25 protein-coding genes are annotated in these 16,013 nt (G+C 48.4%); 12 read left to right on the top strand and 13 right to left on the bottom strand.

From position 1 onward, the window contains the following. The first annotated feature begins 14 nt into the window (after window positions 1–14). A complete protein-coding gene (locus SK51_RS09850; RefSeq protein ID WP_032671404.1) occupies window positions 15–305 on the top strand; it encodes a Bor family protein in 291 nt (96 codons plus the stop codon). 110 nt (window positions 306–415) lie between these two features. Here the strand turns inward: SK51_RS09850 and SK51_RS09845 are convergent, their stop codons facing one another. From SK51_RS09845 to SK51_RS09785, 13 genes are all read right to left on the bottom strand, one after another. Next, a complete protein-coding gene (locus SK51_RS09845) occupies window positions 416–700 on the bottom strand; it encodes an Acb2/Tad1 domain-containing protein (RefSeq protein WP_032671652.1) in 285 nt (94 codons plus the stop codon). 286 nt (window positions 701–986) lie between these two features. Further along, window positions 987–1,607 (bottom strand): hypothetical protein, encoded by a 621-nt coding sequence (locus SK51_RS25190; RefSeq protein WP_023306755.1) that lies wholly within the window; start codon window positions 1,605–1,607, stop codon window positions 987–989. 9 nt (window positions 1,608–1,616) lie between these two features. Continuing rightward, window positions 1,617–1,886: a hypothetical protein gene (locus SK51_RS09835; protein ID WP_023306756.1), complete on the bottom strand. Its 270-nt coding sequence runs from the start codon at window positions 1,884–1,886 to the stop codon at window positions 1,617–1,619. Window positions 1,887–1,893: 7 nt separating this feature from the next. Continuing rightward, window positions 1,894–2,523, bottom strand: coding sequence for a glycoside hydrolase family 19 protein (locus SK51_RS09830; RefSeq protein WP_023306757.1), 630 nt, complete (start codon window positions 2,521–2,523; stop codon window positions 1,894–1,896). Next, window positions 2,523–2,801, bottom strand: a complete 279-nt coding sequence (locus SK51_RS09825; protein ID WP_023306758.1) for a phage holin family protein — start codon at window positions 2,799–2,801, stop codon at window positions 2,523–2,525. The genes SK51_RS09830 and SK51_RS09825 overlap by 1 nt, the downstream gene beginning before the upstream one ends. After that, window positions 2,791–3,180 carry a phage holin family protein gene (locus SK51_RS09820; protein WP_023306759.1) on the bottom strand — a complete coding sequence of 130 codons (390 nt, stop codon included), beginning with the start codon at window positions 3,178–3,180 and terminating at the stop codon, window positions 2,791–2,793. The genes SK51_RS09825 and SK51_RS09820 overlap by 11 nt, the downstream gene beginning before the upstream one ends. 354 nt (window positions 3,181–3,534) lie before the next feature. After that, window positions 3,535–4,020 (bottom strand): HNH endonuclease, encoded by a 486-nt coding sequence (locus SK51_RS09815; protein ID WP_015570940.1) that lies wholly within the window; start codon window positions 4,018–4,020, stop codon window positions 3,535–3,537. Between the two features lie 294 nt (window positions 4,021–4,314). Further along, window positions 4,315–5,097 carry an antitermination protein Q gene (locus SK51_RS09810; RefSeq protein ID WP_023306760.1) on the bottom strand — a complete coding sequence of 261 codons (783 nt, stop codon included), beginning with the start codon at window positions 5,095–5,097 and terminating at the stop codon, window positions 4,315–4,317. After that, window positions 5,094–5,405, bottom strand: a complete 312-nt coding sequence (locus SK51_RS09805) for a hypothetical protein (protein WP_023306761.1) — start codon at window positions 5,403–5,405, stop codon at window positions 5,094–5,096. The genes SK51_RS09810 and SK51_RS09805 overlap by 4 nt, the downstream gene beginning before the upstream one ends. Window position 5,406: 1 nt before the next feature. Beyond that, window positions 5,407–7,278 carry an AAA family ATPase gene (locus SK51_RS09800; RefSeq protein WP_000186531.1) on the bottom strand — a complete coding sequence of 624 codons (1,872 nt, stop codon included), beginning with the start codon at window positions 7,276–7,278 and terminating at the stop codon, window positions 5,407–5,409. Between the two features lie 103 nt (window positions 7,279–7,381). Then, window positions 7,382–8,404 carry a hypothetical protein gene (locus SK51_RS23605; RefSeq protein WP_023306764.1) on the bottom strand — a complete coding sequence of 341 codons (1,023 nt, stop codon included), beginning with the start codon at window positions 8,402–8,404 and terminating at the stop codon, window positions 7,382–7,384. Beyond that, window positions 8,397–8,606: a DUF4222 domain-containing protein gene (locus tag SK51_RS09790; protein WP_023306765.1), complete on the bottom strand. Its 210-nt coding sequence runs from the start codon at window positions 8,604–8,606 to the stop codon at window positions 8,397–8,399. The genes SK51_RS23605 and SK51_RS09790 overlap by 8 nt, the downstream gene beginning before the upstream one ends. Window position 8,607: 1 nt before the next feature. Then, entirely contained in the window at window positions 8,608–8,952 is a 345-nt protein-coding gene (locus tag SK51_RS09785) for a transcriptional regulator (RefSeq protein WP_023150197.1), read from the bottom strand. Here SK51_RS09785 and SK51_RS09780 point away from each other — a divergent pair. The 11 genes from SK51_RS09780 (at window position 8,945) to rbsK (ending at window position 16,002) form a co-directional block, all read left to right on the top strand. Continuing rightward, the gene (locus SK51_RS09780) at window positions 8,945–9,643 is read left to right on the top strand and encodes an XRE family transcriptional regulator (RefSeq protein WP_023150198.1); all 699 of its coding nucleotides are present in this window, start codon (window positions 8,945–8,947) and stop codon (window positions 9,641–9,643) included. The two genes, SK51_RS09785 and SK51_RS09780, sit on opposite strands and share 8 nt — an antisense overlap. A gap of 201 nt (window positions 9,644–9,844) precedes the next feature. After that, a complete protein-coding gene (locus SK51_RS09775; protein ID WP_006811077.1) occupies window positions 9,845–10,276 on the top strand; it encodes a helix-turn-helix domain-containing protein in 432 nt (143 codons plus the stop codon). Between the two features lie 66 nt (window positions 10,277–10,342). Then, on the top strand, window positions 10,343–10,729 hold the full coding sequence (locus SK51_RS09770; protein ID WP_023306766.1) for a S24 family peptidase: 387 nt from the start codon (window positions 10,343–10,345) through the stop codon (window positions 10,727–10,729). Between the two features lie 106 nt (window positions 10,730–10,835). After that, a complete protein-coding gene (locus tag SK51_RS09765; protein WP_006811079.1) occupies window positions 10,836–11,060 on the top strand; it encodes a hypothetical protein in 225 nt (74 codons plus the stop codon). After that, window positions 11,053–11,460 (top strand): hypothetical protein, encoded by a 408-nt coding sequence (locus SK51_RS09760; RefSeq protein WP_023296234.1) that lies wholly within the window; start codon window positions 11,053–11,055, stop codon window positions 11,458–11,460. The genes SK51_RS09765 and SK51_RS09760 overlap by 8 nt, the downstream gene beginning before the upstream one ends. Beyond that, window positions 11,432–12,025 carry an HNH endonuclease gene (locus SK51_RS24085; protein ID WP_047359868.1) on the top strand — a complete coding sequence of 198 codons (594 nt, stop codon included), beginning with the start codon at window positions 11,432–11,434 and terminating at the stop codon, window positions 12,023–12,025. The genes SK51_RS09760 and SK51_RS24085 overlap by 29 nt, the downstream gene beginning before the upstream one ends. Further along, window positions 12,015–12,437, top strand: coding sequence for a hypothetical protein (locus SK51_RS09755; RefSeq protein WP_023306768.1), 423 nt, complete (start codon window positions 12,015–12,017; stop codon window positions 12,435–12,437). The genes SK51_RS24085 and SK51_RS09755 overlap by 11 nt, the downstream gene beginning before the upstream one ends. Window positions 12,438–12,540: 103 nt before the next feature. Beyond that, complete coding sequence (locus SK51_RS09750) at window positions 12,541–12,852, top strand: hypothetical protein (protein WP_023306770.1); 312 nt, start codon at window positions 12,541–12,543, stop codon at window positions 12,850–12,852. Next, entirely contained in the window at window positions 12,842–13,051 is a 210-nt protein-coding gene (locus SK51_RS25595) for a hypothetical protein (RefSeq protein WP_000050710.1), read from the top strand. The genes SK51_RS09750 and SK51_RS25595 overlap by 11 nt, the downstream gene beginning before the upstream one ends. Beyond that, complete coding sequence (locus SK51_RS09740; RefSeq protein ID WP_023306771.1) at window positions 13,006–14,178, top strand: site-specific integrase; 1,173 nt, start codon at window positions 13,006–13,008, stop codon at window positions 14,176–14,178. Before SK51_RS25595 ends, SK51_RS09740 begins: the two co-directional genes overlap by 46 nt. Before the next feature lie 585 nt (window positions 14,179–14,763). After that, window positions 14,764–16,002 (top strand): ribokinase, encoded by a 1,239-nt coding sequence (gene rbsK, locus SK51_RS09735; RefSeq protein ID WP_023306772.1) that lies wholly within the window; start codon window positions 14,764–14,766, stop codon window positions 16,000–16,002. The last annotated feature ends 11 nt before the right edge of the window (window positions 16,003–16,013 follow it).

Genomic DNA, 16,013 nt, shown 5'->3' with positions numbered 1-16,013 from the left:
CAATAAGGTCATTTATGAAAAAGCTAATTATGGTAGCTCTGGTTGCCGCAGCTGTTTCTGGCTGCGCTCAACAATCATTTTCAGTAAACAAAGGCATAACGACTACGCCACAGCAAGTTACGACACATCATTTCTTCGTTAGCGGGATTGGTCAATCCAAGCAAATTGATGCTGCTCAGGTTTGCGGTGGTGCTGATAAAGTTGTTCGTACTGAAGTTCAACAGACTTTTGTGAATGGGTTGCTGGGATTTGTCACCTTCGGCATCTACACCCCTCGTGAAGCACGCGTCTATTGCGCGAAGTAATATTTCATAGCAATTGAAACTGATAATCCTCTAGCCCCCTAACAGGGGCTTTTTTACATCTGGTTGATAAAACAATTATCAAGCCCACCAGCAGGTGAGCTTTGTAATGGCTAACAGTCGGCATCTGGACGCGCTACAGCGCGACAGGCCCACATGCAGGCTTCCTGCATTTTGGTGCGCGCGATTGCCAGACAGCGGAGCGCCTCTGAACGTTCGCTAGCCTCCTCAGAGTTGGCCTCCACGACCTGCAAAGATAGATGTGTGCGTTCAAGTTCCAACTGCTCGCAGAAATCACGGCTAATTTCTTTCAGGCCATTCATTTGCGCGATATCGTCAGCGGTCAGGGTTCGATAGCCTTTAACGGTGGTGCCGTCCTGCGGTTTAGCTTCGCTCATCGGTTTCTCTCTTTTTGGCGGGTATGGAAACTTACCCGCGATTGAATGTGAACACAGCAGCATGCGTCACTCCTGCTTCTGGCAGTTCGCCTTCCACACTTTGTTATGCGCCAGGATGTCTTTCTTCGTCTGGAGGTCCATAACGTCGATGTCGTGATCAGTCAGGTAGATTGGCTTTACCCAGTCACAGGAATCGTGGACGAAAACATAGCTGGGCTTTGGAGGACCACCAACACAGCCAGCAGCCAATGCTGACACGGAAAGCATAGAGATAAACATGAAATATTTATTCATTGTTGCCCTGCCATGGTTGAGTTAGCAGCGCCTTTTCAACACTCCATCCCCTGCTCAATCGGTGCGCGATTGTCTTTACTTTTACACCATAGGTTTCGGCTGCTTTGGTAATGCACATTCGACCTGCTGGTGTATCGAGCATATGGTTACTTCGTCGGTTTCTTGCCTGGTCTTTTGGTGTCGCCCATCGGCAATTTTCTGGTGAGTACGCCTTATCTACATCAATCCGATCAAGTGTATGACCTGCTGGACGCTCGCCCATGTCTTTCAGGAAAGCTTCAAAATTGCCCCAACGCTCACAAACTGAAATTCCGCGACCACCATAATCTCCGTAATACGCATCGCCGGGACAATTGCAGCGCCGCTGCATTGACAGCCAGCTGATATAAGTGGGAGAAGTTTCTGACGGTCTGCGATGCCCGTGTTTTACACCTGACATGCAACCGCAAGATTGTGTCCTGCCAGAGCGTAAGGCGTTTGACCTGATTATTTTTTCTGTGCCACACTCACAACCGCACAACCACATTGAAACGCCCGATTTATCCTTATTGGCGTAGGACTGCACAGTCAGCTTGCCGAACTTAACGCCGGTTAAGTCGATTGTTTTCCTCATGTTCACCCCTTATGAGCCGCGCTTCCACGTGTTACGCAGCTCACGATCAACATCATCGCCAGGCATATGGTTAACGGTCTGCTGTACATTGCTGGCCTCTTTCGTTGTCTCTACCCGGCGTTCTGCTGCTGCGACCATTGCCGCTGCGTTATCTTCGGTGCGCTGCTGATCTGCTTTTGCTTCTGCTTTGCTTGAGCCGCGAATATGGCCCAGGCCGAAAGCGCCAGCGATGGCGGCAATGACTGCTGCAGCAATACCAATTAAAGTTTCAAACCCCATAGTGACCTCACACCAGCACAGATTTCGCCAGGTTAAACAGGGTGCGCCGTTGTTCCAGCCCGTTACGGCCGCCGTTGATAAGCAGCGTCACGCGCTCCACGTCGCCGGAATGGAGCAGGCATCCGTGCGAGACATAGAACCATGCAGCGGAGCGCGCAGCATATTCATCCTGTTCCAGCAATTCAGGCTGGGTTACAAGGTCCAACTTCAGCGCGTGGCCACAGTTGCGGTAATTGCTGAGCCCGGTGATTTGCTTCAGGCCGCGACCGCGATATTTCCAGCCATCACCAGCAACCTGGTTGCCCAGGTTCTTTTTGCCCCACTCACCGCCATAAACCAGATTGGCTATCGCTTTCTGATTTGCCGGTTGCGTTGCCGTTCTGCCAAGTGCGGCGGCCTGCTGTGCAGTAATGCGATGCTTGCCGAACGTAGGTACCAGGTTTTCTGCCGCATAGTTCAGGTTTTCCACCAGCCGGGTGAAACCGCCGGACTCATGGCCCATCTGCGCGATAAACATGGCCTGATCGAGCGGCGCGGTTATGCCGAATTCCTTCATTGCAGCATCGATATAGTGAAACCAGCGCACGGCTAGACCGGCGCTTATACCTGCCGCCTTTTCAAATTGTGTTTGGTTCATTAGTGCCTCAGATGATCTACCAGACGTGCCAGATTTCCCCGGGCCCTCATAACGGCGGCGCAGATAAGGAGGTTTGCCACCACCACCAGCCAGCTGGAGTCACGATAGAGACCGAAGATAAACTGCAACGGGATAACGGCATAAACCAGTACGGTTACATACGCCATGATAGAGATGAAAGGACGATGCCGGGCGCCATGTCGCTGGTAGAACATCAGAACGATAACAATTACCGCGCAGATAAATGCATTAAAGAATGCAGTCAGCTCACCTGCCATTTCCCCCTCCTCCGCGTAAACGCGAGAAAAAGCTGAACAGGCTGTTCAGATCCTGGTTATTAAGATAAGTTAGGATTTTGATACACAGGGCAGACAGAATCACTGCTCCTAGTGCATCCAACGGTTTTTCATATCGCGATGCGGCATTTAGCAGTGAGCCAACAAATCCAGCCCCAAGCACCCCAACGATAAACGACGTCAGAAAATACCCAGCCAGTCGTGCACGAGACAGGTTCGTTGCTGTTGCGACGTAGAACACCGCACCACCAAACGCCCCAAACACCACACCGAAATCTGTATGAGTAAAGACGCCGTACAGGACTGAACCCAGCAGGCCGCCGCCGAGAACTGCGCCGGTGCCGGTTAATGGATCGGACATTAAGCCCCCTCTTATTGCTGTTGATCCTCTCAGAAGGTTGAGGGGAAACAAAAAAGGCCACCCGAAGGTAGCCTGTAGTAATGATTGTGAAGGCTGGAGTCGAACCAGCTTCCATCGGTGCGCTGCCGATTGGGTTACGCGCGCCTTGTGGCTACTTATCCAGAATATTCACCGCAAAACTATTCCCTAGCTCGCCGCTGAGCTTCATCACAATGGGGATCGCTTTGCCGCGCCAGGGAAGTGTGCCTGGTCTCACCGGGATGTCGTCACATACTCAAAGCGATTTCCGTTGTGTAGAAACTAAATAGCCCCACTAATACAGGCAGGGCTTAATTTATTTTATTCGTGTAGGCGTTAACGACACATTTCAGCTTTAGCTTTCATGTAAGCCTCGTGAGCCAACTCCGCAGTTTGGAAACTACCGAGCTCTTTACGTTGCCCGTTGATGCGAATAGCGGAACGCCATACGCCGCGAGCTTTGCACCAGTTTGCTCCAATCAGCTTGGACTTCGCCCCTTTTCGAACTTTGTGTCTGTTCTGTTGATTAACAAACTGGGTAACGATACGTAAGTTGTCCCATCGGTTATCTTTGGGATTGCCATTGATATGATCGACACACTTATCAGCCGGCGGCAGCGCACCGTCCATATACAAAAAAGCCAACCGATGAGCGAAAATTAATTTCTTATCGATCATTATCTGGATATAGCCGTACGTATCTGCGTTCCCGGCTATTTTGCCAGGCGTAGACCGTGAGTTTGTTCGCTTGATCCAAACAAATAAACCAGTCAAAGGGTCGTACTTCAGAACCTCTTTCAGCCGTTCTTGGGTGATGCTCATGATATGCGTATGCCTTACTTTGAAATGAACCTTTGCCGCACAGGAAACCAGCCCGTCGAGGCTCGCCAGCGCTAACCGACTTCCTCAAAGGCTCATTTCAAATGGATTGGTTCGACGTGATGAATGCGCGGGCGGTGCGCAGGAAATACGGGTACAAAAAAACCCGCAACGTGGCGGGCTTTTAGAGGTTAATTATCTACAGGCGTTATACTCCATAATCAGAAACATACAGGACAGTTTTATGCAAAGTCAACACTAACGTGCAAAAAAGTGTCGCCATTTGCTCCGATCATATTAATAAGTTGTTGCCTTCTCAAATTCTACTGCCGCGTGACGCTCCCACTGGCGCAGCGTGTCCACCAGCATTTCATAAAAGGGTTTCCAGTTGCGTGACCATGAGGACTGATGGAGGTCCGGGAGACGCTTCAGAATGGCACGGTGTACCGTCGCCGAGGAGATAGCAGAGAAGCCATTACCAGAGCAACGTTCACAGGTTTTGAAAACCGGTGCGCCACGTTCTTTGGTCGCTTTGCGATCCAGCACTTCGCCTTTACCGCCGCATCTGCACCGCGCAAGGATTACCTTTTTCCCTCCGCAGGTTTCGCAAACCCTTTTCACCAGCTCATTTTTAATCTTCGGGGCCACCACTTCGGCACCGTCATCGTCGAAGATACCAGGATGTTTAACCACATCCTCATTCCCGGAGATAAAACCGGTACCGCTGCAACTGTGACATGTCACGCTGGTAGCCGCCGAACGGGAGTAATCAGCAAAGGCAAACTGCGCCAGCGTCAACATGCATGCTCCGAGCTTGTCGCCAGCGGCTTTGCGGACATTTTTAGGAGCGTTTTTGATAGCAACCTGCGCCAGCGCCTGAACTGCGAGCTGTTCATCTGTTTTGCTGATGCCGGACTTGCCGAAGAAAGCAGCCAGGCCGAAGCGTGCACGGCTGCTGGTGGTACCAATCGCCGCCATAACATCAGTGCCGGTGAGACGATCCGGAGAGGTTCCTTTCACGTCGTCGCTGATGTGCATACCCTGAGGGCTGAAATGTTTGAGTGATGTTTCCAACTTCATTGAATGGTTTCCCCCTTTTCAGCAGTGCCAAACCAGCCAGGGTGCGCCCACTGGACATCAGTCACTTTATCGCCGTTACCACACAGCGTCAGAACACGCATAGCAACGTAGTGCATAAGGATTTTTTCATGCTCTCGCCACTCATCATCAGGAGTGTCTTCAACAAATTCAGCGATGGCGTCAGCAATAAGACCGAAACACTCAGGGAAATCACTATGACCGATTGCGATGTCTTTTGCTGTTTCCTGAAGCTCCAAAAAACGCTGCTTGGTAAAGAGATACGACATTTCTCTAATTAGGCGATCCATTTTAATACCTCGTTGCGTTGGTGGCTTCCCACTCAATATCAAGTTCACTTTGCTGTTTGCCGGCCAAGTAATTGAAGGGCCCTTTATCACCCTCGATAAACTGGTGTGAGCGGGAATCAAAGTTGGCCCCTATGTCTCCGATCCAGCCCTCACCTTCACGTTGTTTCAACAGGCGAATCATCGAGGCGGGCATTTGGATAGCAGTCTGTTCGTCCTTATCAAGACTCTCATACCCCATTCTTTCAGCTTTGCGCTGGGCCAGTTCGCGCGGGATATTACGCCAGACGGCCATAACGTTGTCGGGCATGTCAGTTAAAGCGCCAGTGCCTTTAACATCCATTTTCCCTGTTGGTGCAGCTTCGTTTGTTTTTCTGGCATGCGTTACTAGCAGAACATGGCAGTTGTGCTCGTTTTTAAAGTCGCAGAGGGTATCGATAAATTCTTTTTGTCCACCGTAGTCCTCCTCATCGAGTCCACATTTTGCCAAGTTGTCGATAACGAAAAGATCTATTCCATAGCGGCGTCTGGCATAGGCAAATATTTCCAACAGTCGATCGGCCTTGGCTGTTCCGGTGAGTTTGAACACCCAAAGACGATCAGAAAACCACTCGTTAGTCATGATGATTTCAGTACGTTCTGGGTTTTTTCTACAAATGGTTTGCCGGGTAAGACGAGCCAACATTTTCCCAGGCTTAAGCTCCAGCGAGGCAATGCATACCCGGACTCCCTGGCTCATGGCATTGACGGCGATATGTCCCACCAGCTCGGTTTTTCCGTGGCCGTTTACTCCGTTAACCAGCGTCAGCTCTCCGGCGCGGAATTTGAAATTACTGTTCAGCGAATCCCACGGGCTGGAAAATAATCCAACATCTCGATGCTCGAATGCATCCAGTGTTTCCTGAAGGAGATCACCCGCAGAGCAGAGTTCATCAGGGTCGAAGAATTTAGCGGTCCCCAAGTAGTGCCAGATTTCATCCTCGCTCATCCCGGAGGTCAGACATTCATTGATATCTTTGTGCGGCAGCTCTACCAGGCGGCAACGATGCTCCCCCAGGCGACGAGCAATTTCTTTTGCGGCTTCGCGCCCTACATCATCGTTATCGAGGCTTAACCAAATTTCTTCGAATCGGTCGAGGTTGTGATACTCGTATTCGATCCATTGCTGTTTGGCACCCTTTCCACCGCCGAACGGTACCGATAGAGCACTGATACCGAATTGCGAGTAGGTCATACAGTCAATCTCTCCTTCGCAAAGCACAACAGCGCGAGCTTTCGCGTCCATAGCCTGCCAGCCAAACAGACATGGCTCGCAATCAGCCTCAGCCATGATCAACTTTTTGCCATTTGGTCGTTCAGTGCCGATTCGCTTTACCTGCAACAGCTCACCGTTGCGAAGATACGGGAACGCCACTGCCGGAATTTCGCGGTTTTCATCGTGGTACCAGACGACTGCGTCCGAAACACGGAATTGATCAGCTGTCTCTCGGGTGATGCCACGGGAAGAAAGGTAGTCGTAGCAATGACTCGCTTTTTTAACGCCTTTTTTAGTTGGGCGAGAGAAGGTCTTTTTCTTCGCCTCAAAGTGGTTATCGTCGTCCTTCAGCCCAAGGAATTCTTTCGCTTCTCGCATTGCGTCGTGTAGTTGGCAGTTACGCACCAACACCCAGAGATCAAGCAGGTCTCCGCTATCGCCACTTGCAAAATCTGCCCAAGTTTTCTTACCCCCGAGATTAATTTTCAGGCTCTTACCGGCATCACCATTGGTATTGCCAGCACACCACTCCTTGCCCTCAAGGTGTCCTCGTGGAAGCAGGTATTTCGCAACTCTTTCGGCGTTGTCCCACAATTTTTCAGATAACTCAGCAGGGGTCATCACACACTCCGTAAATCGAATTTGATAAAGCACATAGTCACGAACTCATCACGCAGAAAGCCGCGGTTATAGCCGGAAACCAGTAGACGTTTGAGGATGCTTTTCATGGTCGGTTAGCTCCGCGCTTCATGCGGTCAATGGCTGCCTGGCTGATAAATACCTCAGCCGAACCGTCACTTGGTTTGGCGAACCAGGAAGCCCCTGTCCCACCGACGGCGTTTGCGCTTGCGGATATCTGAGGAGCTACATTTGGTTTTTCATCGTTCCACCGCTCTCCGTTCAGGTATGACGCTGGCAGGAGTTTGTCGAACCCCATTTGCTGTGCTTTCACTCGTAGGCTGATATCTTCAGCCAGCATAACGGCGAAGTTATCAGGTGTACCTCGGTTCGCTTTTTTCCAGTCGCGATATTTGGTCCTGAACGCTGACTTAGCCTTGACCTTGGCATCCTTCCTCAGACCTGCCCCCCAAAAAATATTTTCGAAAGCGACATCGACTGGATCTGGGCCTTCAGCATCAGCTGATTCTGAATCAGGCTTTCCCTGTGCAGGTTTACCTTTCGACTCGTCAGGTTTATCGCCATCAGTCCGATTCGAATCGGACAAATTAGTTTGATCTTGTTCTTTCTCCTGCTCCTGTTCCTGCTTCTGGCTTGCATGCCCCTTCGAAGCCCCTTCAATTTCCTCCGGGATCTGAACCTCACTACTACGGGAAAAAGTCATATTGAATTGTTTGGAATATTTCTCGTAAAACTCTGAAAGAAATAGGTTATCCGATACTTTGTTGTATTCGTTCTGTACTCCAGTACAGCGCTTGTCTCCGGGTTTCAGCGCCTCGCCGATTTGATGCGTTGCCATTTCGATGACCCACACCATCTCTGAATGCTCGTCGTACTTACAAAACCCGGCTTTAATGGCGCTATTAAGCCCCTTCTTAGCCCCTTCCATGGTTAATCCAGTCTCATGAGACAGGAACGCAAGGGGCATGTAATAAAGACCGATCATATTGGCGTGCGGACTGGTAAGCAGGTACAACGCCACAAGCTGAGACTCTGGCCCAGCCTGACGCAGCTCTTTGCCTGTTCTGCCAATCCAGAAGTGAGGAGACACCTTTCCGTAATCACGCATTTTGCGCCTCCGAGACCTTCGTAAAATATTGTTGGAACTTCCAGACAGGCTGCATGCATTCATGCGGATAATTCTGCCTGGTGAAATACACCTGCTGCTTATCCCGATTCCAGCCGGTGACATGCACAATCACACCGCGCGGATCGCGATAATCGATATCCAATGGCTTAATTTGGTTTTCGGTAGTGATTGAGTGCGACATATCACACCTCATTGCCCGGGTGAGGGAATGTATCTGGAAGGTCTGGGCGGATCTGGTAGGCTTTAACTTCGCCACCAGTAGCTTTAACAATGGACATGACATGATCAGCCTTAACCCGGCTACCATTAAGCCAGCGAAATACAGCCGGTTGAGTAACCCCGCACGCCCTTGCTAATGCAGCTTGGCCGCCGAGAATATCGATAGCTCTCTTGACATGTTGATTGATCATAAAAATACCAAAAGTTATTGAACATAGGGAAAGAGTATAGCCTTGAATAACTTTATGCAATAACTTATCGTATTTGCCACTTAATAACTTTTTGTATAGGCTTATTGGTATGAACACATTCTCAGATCGTCTTCAAAAAGCGATGGTTGACGCAGGCCTTACACAGGCAGAATTAGCGATGAAAGTTGGGGTTTCGCAACCAGCTATCTGGCGTCTTGTTGCAGGCAAAACCAACACAACACGTAAGTTGGTTGAGATTGCTAATGCGCTGGGTGTGAGCCCTGAATGGCTATCAACTGGAAAAAATCATGTGCCTCATAGACAGGGCTATGTGATAGAGACCATGCCCGAAAGGGAGGTAAAGGATAACGCTGGCATATTCAGGGTCGAGGTTCTTGACCTTTCAGTGAGTGCAGGGCCTGGCACGTTCATGCTTTCAGAATATGTGGAGGTTTTACACGCTATTGAGTTCACGACTCAACATGCAAAATCCCTCTTCGGGAATCGTAGTGAAGATGTCGTAAAAGTAATGACCGTCAATGGCGACAGCATGGCCAGCACGTTCAATTCCGGTGATCGTGTCTTCGTAGACATTTCCGTCCGACACTTTCTAACGGATGGTGTGTATGTGTTTGTTTTTGGTAAAACATTTCACCTAAAACGTCTCCAGATGCAGGGAAACAGGCTGGCAGTCTTATCGGATAATCCGGCATATGAGAAATGGTATATCACGGAAGAAAACCAAGATGACCTTTACGTGATGGGTAAAGCCATAATGCATGAATCAATCAATTACAATAGGCTCTAACCTTCAACACCCCACCTTTTGAAGCCGCTTTTAAGCGGCTTTTTCTTTGTCTGTAGCTGTAAGCATGCAGTTTAATAACAAAATTTAATCAAAAAAATCAATGCATTAAACTAAATCGCAAAAGAAAAATAAGTTTTGTTATTGCAATAAGTTATTGCGTGACTTAAAGTTCATTCATCGGCAAACAACGGAGCCAATGAAATGAATACTCAAATCACCGTAGCCAAAACCATCGGCAAAAGAATATTAAATCAAAGATCTTCGCTTCGACTGTCTCAGGATTTTTTGGCTGATCATCTTGGTTTAACAACCGAAACCATTAACAACTGGGAAACGGAAAAAACTGTTCCGTTTGCTGACCAGTTAATCCAATTGGCTAACATTCTTCATTCTGATGTTCTGTGGCTCATTTCAGGAAACGAGCAGTGTGGTGAATTTACAGAGCCAACAAGCATTATAACTTCCAATCAACTTAATTCATGGTCTGCGGATATTGGCAATTGCAGAATGGCTTTATCCAACGCTATGGATTGTATGCCTCCGGAATTGTCGGCTATCGGTACGCTAACTATCGTTTATGAAAAATTAGACGACTTGCAAGAAACCATCTGCAAGCAAGCCGACAAGATTTAAAATTAATTAACATTATTTAATTAACACCTTTCTTGGTGGGGCCAAACTCACCCTGAGGAAATGAAAATGCAAAATTCCGTCGCAATTAATCAGCCAGTTAAAACGCCTCAAATGCTGTTCGGATCTGACAACATCAATGACTTTGGCAACCGCGTACAAAGCTGCCGGATGGAAGGTGATTCAATGCAGCCGACCATCGAACCATGTGAGGTTGTGGCTTTCGTTGATTGCGGTGGACGTGCCCTTACCTCTGGCATTTATGTTTACACAATGGATGCTTTTGGTCGCCCATGTCTTTTCATTAAGAGAATTGAGCCATTAGCTGATGGCTCATTAAAAATCATTTCTGATAACCATCATTACGAAACTTTCATCCTTAATACCGATGAACAGAAAGAAATCAAAATTCACGGTCGGGTGGTGGCTTCTTTGGCTGTGAGTCGCTTCGTATGACTTTCATCATTGATAAATCGTCATATAGAACAGCATGCCTTTATGCGGCCTGCGGTTACGAGGTAATCGCTCGTCTTTATCTTAAAAAAGCATATGGTCGGTAATTATGAGCTTATTAAAAAGGCAAGACATTCAGGTTGTGAACATCAAAGCCGAGCAACTGGCTGGTTTATCGCAAACATTATTTGAATATCACGACAAACTGGACCATTTCCAACTTAAAACTATTTGCTCTCTTGTTTATGACATTGCTGGCGAAATTCATGATTGGACCGAGAAAGAAGAGGAAATTGTTATGAGCTTAGAGGAGGAGGCTCGCCGCAATGGATAAATTAATCGAGACATATCGCCGCCGAATTTTAAAAGCAGCGTTATTACGCCACCAGCGTAAAACAGGCAGTAACTGCCTTGTTATTAAGCTCAATAAAGGCGGCATTAACACGGTCGAGTTAACAGAGATTCTTCTCGATGGATTATTGAGAAAATTCGAAAGGCTTGCGATCAGTGAGTACGGGAATGTCGAAGGCGTAAAAGCTATCAAGGGAATTTACAGCAGCGCTGTTGATGTTAATGGCAGCGGTGAATTCCTTACGGATAGCGGGAAGGAGTTAATCGACGAGCTCATTTCTGAGCTGGTTGAGTTCGTCAAAAAACAAAAAGTGGAGGCTCCGAAAACGGAGGGTCATGAAATGGGGGGATCTGATGGCACTTACAGCGATACGAATTCATGAATCAGATTATCTCAACGAGTGCTTTTATTACGAACAAAAAACTGGAGAGTTGTTTTGGAAACATCGTCCCTTAAAACACTTTTCATCATCAAGTATACAAAAACAATTAAATACAAGATTTGCAGGTAAACCTGCTGGCGCGTTTATTAAAACAAAAACAGGAGCATATCGTATCGTGCGGTTAGATGGTGTCATTTACTATGCCCATCGCCTGATATTTAAAATGGTTAATGGTGTTGAGCCCGAAGTAGTCGATCACATTGATGGGAACACCACTAATAACAGAATAGAAAACCTGCGTTCATGTACAAACCAAGACAATAGTAAGAATGCGCGCTTATCTAAAACCAACACATCCGGCCATACAGGGGTGAGCTGGTCACATCACAAGAAAAAATGGTGGGCAAATATTGTTATAAACGCGAAGCAAATATATCTGGGATCTTTCACGGATTTCAATAAAGCAGTCGAGGCAAGACGAAACGCAGAAATTAAATATGGATTTCATGATAACCACGGAAAAAACAGAACACGATTCACGGGAGAGACCGGAAATGAACGATAAACGCACCGTAAGCATGATTGACCTGGCATTACAGAAACACGATACGCCAGTTGGCCCACTGTTCGTAGCAGTACGTCACGGTCGTATCAAAAAATGCTTCACGCGAGATACTGCGATCCGCTATCTGGCGTTCTTTATGACTTCAGAAGCGTTTTATCGCTCCGGCTTCGAGCAGCGACACCCGGATGTGCAGGCAGTCCACCCACTCAATCCAGAGCTGAATTGTTGGCAGCGTGGCGGCGTAACCACCGAGTATTTCATGGCACACCAGCGTTGTGTTCGCCGTTTGCGTCGCATCCTGGCGCGTAAGCGCGAAATGCAGAAGTGGCTGGAGAAGTGGGACGCCATGCACGACCGATTCGTTAAAGAGGTTGATGCACTGCAGGCCATCAAACCAGCAGGGGTGAAATGATGAAGCCCTTCATTTTCAGCATCATTGTTTCCATGCTGCTGGCGGCCACCGTTATCGGCGCGCTGATTGAATATAAATTTTTGGTGAGGTAGCGAGGCGCTCCATGAATAAGCCAGTTTTAGAAATTATTAAGCGTTGGACCCGTCTAGCAACGGAGGCCAAGCAGTTGGGGCTTACCACCATCCCTATCGACCCGGAAAATATGTTGATGGTGCTGGGTGTAATGCCGGACAGTTCGGCGGACTTTTCCGCCGATTACCAGAATGACTATCAGGCTGCGATCGACATTCTGCGCAAGAGAGCGGCCAGAGAACTTGATGGCGGTTTTAGAGCGCACCACAACGCACTTATCTATGCGGCAAATGAACTGGAAAATGCCCTGGCATTTGGGCGGGAGGTCGGTCATGAGTCTTGATTGCGTACCACTTTCAACCTACTGCCGGGACGCCGGAGAAACGGTTGAAGCCGTTAACAAACGGATACAAAGGGGGTTATGGAAAGAGGGTGTCCATGTATTAAAAGTCGATGGCGTTAAAGAACGCTGGATAGACTTAACGGAGGTTTCAAAGTGGGCAAGAAAGAACAAGGATCATTATCTCTCCCAAGAGGAGTAACCATTCGCCAGCATAAAACTGGCGATACCCTGGTGATCACATTCACCTATAAGGGGGTTCTCTGCCGGGAGCCCCTTTCCAGAATGGAAGCAAACGCGCGCGGCGTGAAGTATGCCGAGCGCCTGCTGGGGGAGATACAGAACCAGATCGCCGGCGGCACATTCGATTATGCGAAATACTTCCCCACCTCCAAAAAACTGGAGCTGTTCGGGGTAGTGAAAAAAACCAAAAATATTAAGTCCTACCTGGACGAGTATCTGAAAATCTGCCAGAACCGCAACCTTTCGCCCTCCACTATTGGCGGTTATGAAAAGTGCCTGTCTGCGCTATCTGCGCTGCACAAAATGCATGTGTCGGAACTGACCCCTGCGGTCCTCAAAAACTGGATCGCCAGCAGAAAGACAAAGCTGAAAACGATCAGGAATAACCTCTCGTTTCTGCGCAGCGCCATAGATGAAGCGGTGACTGACGGCCTGCTGACAATCAACCCGGTAACCCTTGTCAGCGCGAGTCGGTACCACGTGATCGACAGCAGCCCGAATAGTGACGATTACGAAGTTGATCCGTTCACACCAGCGGAAATCAGCGCTATTTACCAGAGCTGCAGATACCAAGAGTGGGAAAACCTGTTCCGTTTCGCATTCAATACGGGTTTACGCAGCTCTGAGCTATGTGCGTTGCGCTGGCCTGATCTCGACAATATCGCTAAAACAGCTCACGTTCAGGCGGCAAGTGTTGTTGGCGTTCTGAAAGGTACCAAAACAAAAGCCGGTACCCGTAAAGTAGAATTAAACAGCGAGGCGCTGGCCGCGCTGCAGGCGCAGAAACAATTCACTTTCATGAAAAGCGAGTTTATTTTCAGCGATCCCAAAACGGGTGAGCCCTGGGCGAACGCCGACGCGATACGAAAAAAAGCATGGGTGCCAACCCTCAAAAAAGCTGGCGTTCGATACCGTAACCCGTACCAGACCCGCCACACATTCGCCACCAGACACATTAGCCAGGGCGTAAACCTTTTCTGGCTTGCCGGGCAGATGGGGCATAAAGGGCCGGAAATGCTGTTCCGCAATTACGGTAAATACCTGGCTGAATACGACGGGAAAACCGCCATTTCTGCAGCTCTGTAGCGTGGTGAATATTTCAGAATGTTGGACGGAATAAGGACGTTATAGGGACCACGATATGCACGTAAAATGCACTTGAGACATTTTAAAAAACACAAAACATTAATATTCAACAGGTTAGGAATTATTCGGACACGGGTTCAACTCCCGCCAGCCCACCAAAATTCTCCATCGGTGATTACCAGAGTCATCCGATGAAGTCCTGAAAGCCCGCACGGCGCAAGCCCTGCGGGCTTTTTTGTGTCTGTCGTTCTCCGAGCCATTCGACTTAGTCCGGCGATTATCGCTATACGTTCAGGTATTCCAGTTCATGCCGGATCAGCCACAGCCCCCCAGACCTACACCAATGTTCTGCGTGCTAAAGCGCCCGAGAAAGATCTAACGTTGCGTCATGGCCCATGCCATCGTTGAAATCCCCGCACTGCATATCAAAGCCCAACCCCCCTTCACGCAATCAACATAACCAATTGATATTAAATAGTTATCACCTCATATATTTCCGTTTCCTTTTGTTTTATCGAACGATCTGTGAACAACACCAAAACATTAACAACAAGGAAACAATAATATAACTACAGAGGTGACCTCATGCTCAATAAAGAACGGCATTATGCAATTTTGACCTGGCTAAACAGGTACGAACGGGCGACGGTGAATCAGCTTGCGAAAGTATTTAACGTCACCAGGGAAACGATTCGCAGCGACCTGAACTTATTAGCGCAGGAAGGCGGCATTGAGCGATGCCACGGTGGGGCAATTATCAAACGCCGTATTTTTCATACCCAATCAGTCAATAATTTAGATAGCAATATCATTCATTTTTTTGACTCTGCGCAGTCAAGAAAAACGATCAAATCCCGACATAAAGGGCGAAAGATGAAAGGTAAAGTCTGTATTCTGGGTTCATTCAACGTTGATATTATTGCTAATGTCGATCGTTTCCCGCAAAGCGGGGAATCTATTTTTTCCGAAAATACCATTATTGGACCCGGCGGCAAAGGCGCAAATCAGGCGCTGGCCGTAAGCAAATGCAATGTTAAAACCCATTTTGTCGGTAAGGTGGGTAACGATCAGTTTAGTCAGATGGCCTTTGAACATCTTTCATCTTCTGCTATCGACAGCTTCACGCTTTATCAGGATAAAGATCAGAAAACCGGCACCGCGCTTATTTATGTTTGTCAAAGCGATGGTGAAAATATGATTGCCATCAGCCCTGGGGCCAATCGGTCCATTTCTGCCGATGAAGTTGAAGCGATTACCCCTGAAGTGAAAAACTCAGATATTTTTTTAACCCAACTGGAAAATAATCTACCCGCTACCTTTCGGGCAATTGAAATTGCCCGCCGTAACGGGATCAAGGTGGTGTTAAACCCGGCCCCCTGGTCATCTGATGTGGTTAGCTGCCTGAAGAACGTAGACTTTCTGACCCCAAACGAGACTGAGGCCTCATTGCTGTCCGGCATTCATATCGTGGACCTTGCCAGCGCAAAGGAAGCCGCGAGGGCCATTAAAGCGAAAGGGGTAGGTCACGTCATCATCACCATGGGAGCGAAAGGTGCGCTTATTTATGACGGTGAGCAATTCATTCATATCCCGGCGCTGAAAGCCGTATGTGTGGATACCACCGGTGCTGGCGATGCCTTCAACGGCGCATTCGCCGCCGCGATGGCGAAAGGGGAATCTATTATTCAGGCAGCAAAATTTGCCTGTGCTTTCGCGTCTTTGGCCGTCGAAAAAGAAGGCGCATCAAATATGCCCGAATATAAAGATGTCCTGACCCGCCTCGCGCAATATAACGATAAAAACATTCTCACAGAGAAAATTTAACGCACGCATAT

The sequence above is a fragment of the Enterobacter sp. MGH85 genome, assembly GCF_001037655.1.
In the GTDB taxonomy this organism is placed as follows: Bacteria; Pseudomonadota; Gammaproteobacteria; order Enterobacterales; family Enterobacteriaceae; genus Enterobacter; species Enterobacter intestinihominis.
The sequence above is the reverse complement of the archived record's forward strand: the minus strand, read 5'-3'. Positions and strand labels throughout refer to the sequence as shown.

What these genes read in the sequence shown, in the direction of transcription:
- SK51_RS09850 (WP_032671404.1), top strand. Translation starts at nt 15, where the DNA reads ATGAAAAAGCTAATTATGGTAGCTCTGGTTGCCGCAGCTGTTTCTGGC.
- SK51_RS09845 (WP_032671652.1), bottom strand. Translation starts at nt 700, where the DNA reads ATGAGCGAAGCTAAACCGCAGGACGGCACCACCGTTAAAGGCTATCGA.
- SK51_RS25190 (WP_023306755.1), bottom strand. Translation starts at nt 1,607, where the DNA reads ATGAGGAAAACAATCGACTTAACCGGCGTTAAGTTCGGCAAGCTGACT.
- SK51_RS09835 (WP_023306756.1), bottom strand. Translation starts at nt 1,886, where the DNA reads ATGGGGTTTGAAACTTTAATTGGTATTGCTGCAGCAGTCATTGCCGCC.
- SK51_RS09830 (WP_023306757.1), bottom strand. Translation starts at nt 2,523, where the DNA reads ATGAACCAAACACAATTTGAAAAGGCGGCAGGTATAAGCGCCGGTCTA.
- SK51_RS09825 (WP_023306758.1), bottom strand. Translation starts at nt 2,801, where the DNA reads ATGGCAGGTGAGCTGACTGCATTCTTTAATGCATTTATCTGCGCGGTA.
- SK51_RS09820 (WP_023306759.1), bottom strand. Translation starts at nt 3,180, where the DNA reads ATGTCCGATCCATTAACCGGCACCGGCGCAGTTCTCGGCGGCGGCCTG.
- SK51_RS09815 (WP_015570940.1), bottom strand. Translation starts at nt 4,020, where the DNA reads ATGAGCATCACCCAAGAACGGCTGAAAGAGGTTCTGAAGTACGACCCT.
- SK51_RS09810 (WP_023306760.1), bottom strand. Translation starts at nt 5,097, where the DNA reads ATGAAGTTGGAAACATCACTCAAACATTTCAGCCCTCAGGGTATGCAC.
- SK51_RS09805 (WP_023306761.1), bottom strand. Translation starts at nt 5,405, where the DNA reads ATGGATCGCCTAATTAGAGAAATGTCGTATCTCTTTACCAAGCAGCGT.
- SK51_RS09800 (WP_000186531.1), bottom strand. Translation starts at nt 7,278, where the DNA reads ATGACCCCTGCTGAGTTATCTGAAAAATTGTGGGACAACGCCGAAAGA.
- SK51_RS23605 (WP_023306764.1), bottom strand. Translation starts at nt 8,404, where the DNA reads ATGCGTGATTACGGAAAGGTGTCTCCTCACTTCTGGATTGGCAGAACA.
- SK51_RS09790 (WP_023306765.1), bottom strand. Translation starts at nt 8,606, where the DNA reads ATGTCGCACTCAATCACTACCGAAAACCAAATTAAGCCATTGGATATC.
- SK51_RS09780 (WP_023150198.1), top strand. Translation starts at nt 8,945, where the DNA reads ATGAACACATTCTCAGATCGTCTTCAAAAAGCGATGGTTGACGCAGGC.
- SK51_RS09775 (WP_006811077.1), top strand. Translation starts at nt 9,845, where the DNA reads ATGAATACTCAAATCACCGTAGCCAAAACCATCGGCAAAAGAATATTA.
- SK51_RS09770 (WP_023306766.1), top strand. Translation starts at nt 10,343, where the DNA reads ATGCAAAATTCCGTCGCAATTAATCAGCCAGTTAAAACGCCTCAAATG.
- SK51_RS09765 (WP_006811079.1), top strand. Translation starts at nt 10,836, where the DNA reads ATGAGCTTATTAAAAAGGCAAGACATTCAGGTTGTGAACATCAAAGCC.
- SK51_RS09760 (WP_023296234.1), top strand. Translation starts at nt 11,053, where the DNA reads ATGGATAAATTAATCGAGACATATCGCCGCCGAATTTTAAAAGCAGCG.
- SK51_RS24085 (WP_047359868.1), top strand. Translation starts at nt 11,432, where the DNA reads ATGGCACTTACAGCGATACGAATTCATGAATCAGATTATCTCAACGAG.
- SK51_RS09755 (WP_023306768.1), top strand. Translation starts at nt 12,015, where the DNA reads ATGAACGATAAACGCACCGTAAGCATGATTGACCTGGCATTACAGAAA.
- SK51_RS09750 (WP_023306770.1), top strand. Translation starts at nt 12,541, where the DNA reads ATGAATAAGCCAGTTTTAGAAATTATTAAGCGTTGGACCCGTCTAGCA.
- SK51_RS25595 (WP_000050710.1), top strand. Translation starts at nt 12,842, where the DNA reads ATGAGTCTTGATTGCGTACCACTTTCAACCTACTGCCGGGACGCCGGA.
- rbsK (WP_023306772.1), top strand. Translation starts at nt 14,764, where the DNA reads ATGCTCAATAAAGAACGGCATTATGCAATTTTGACCTGGCTAAACAGG.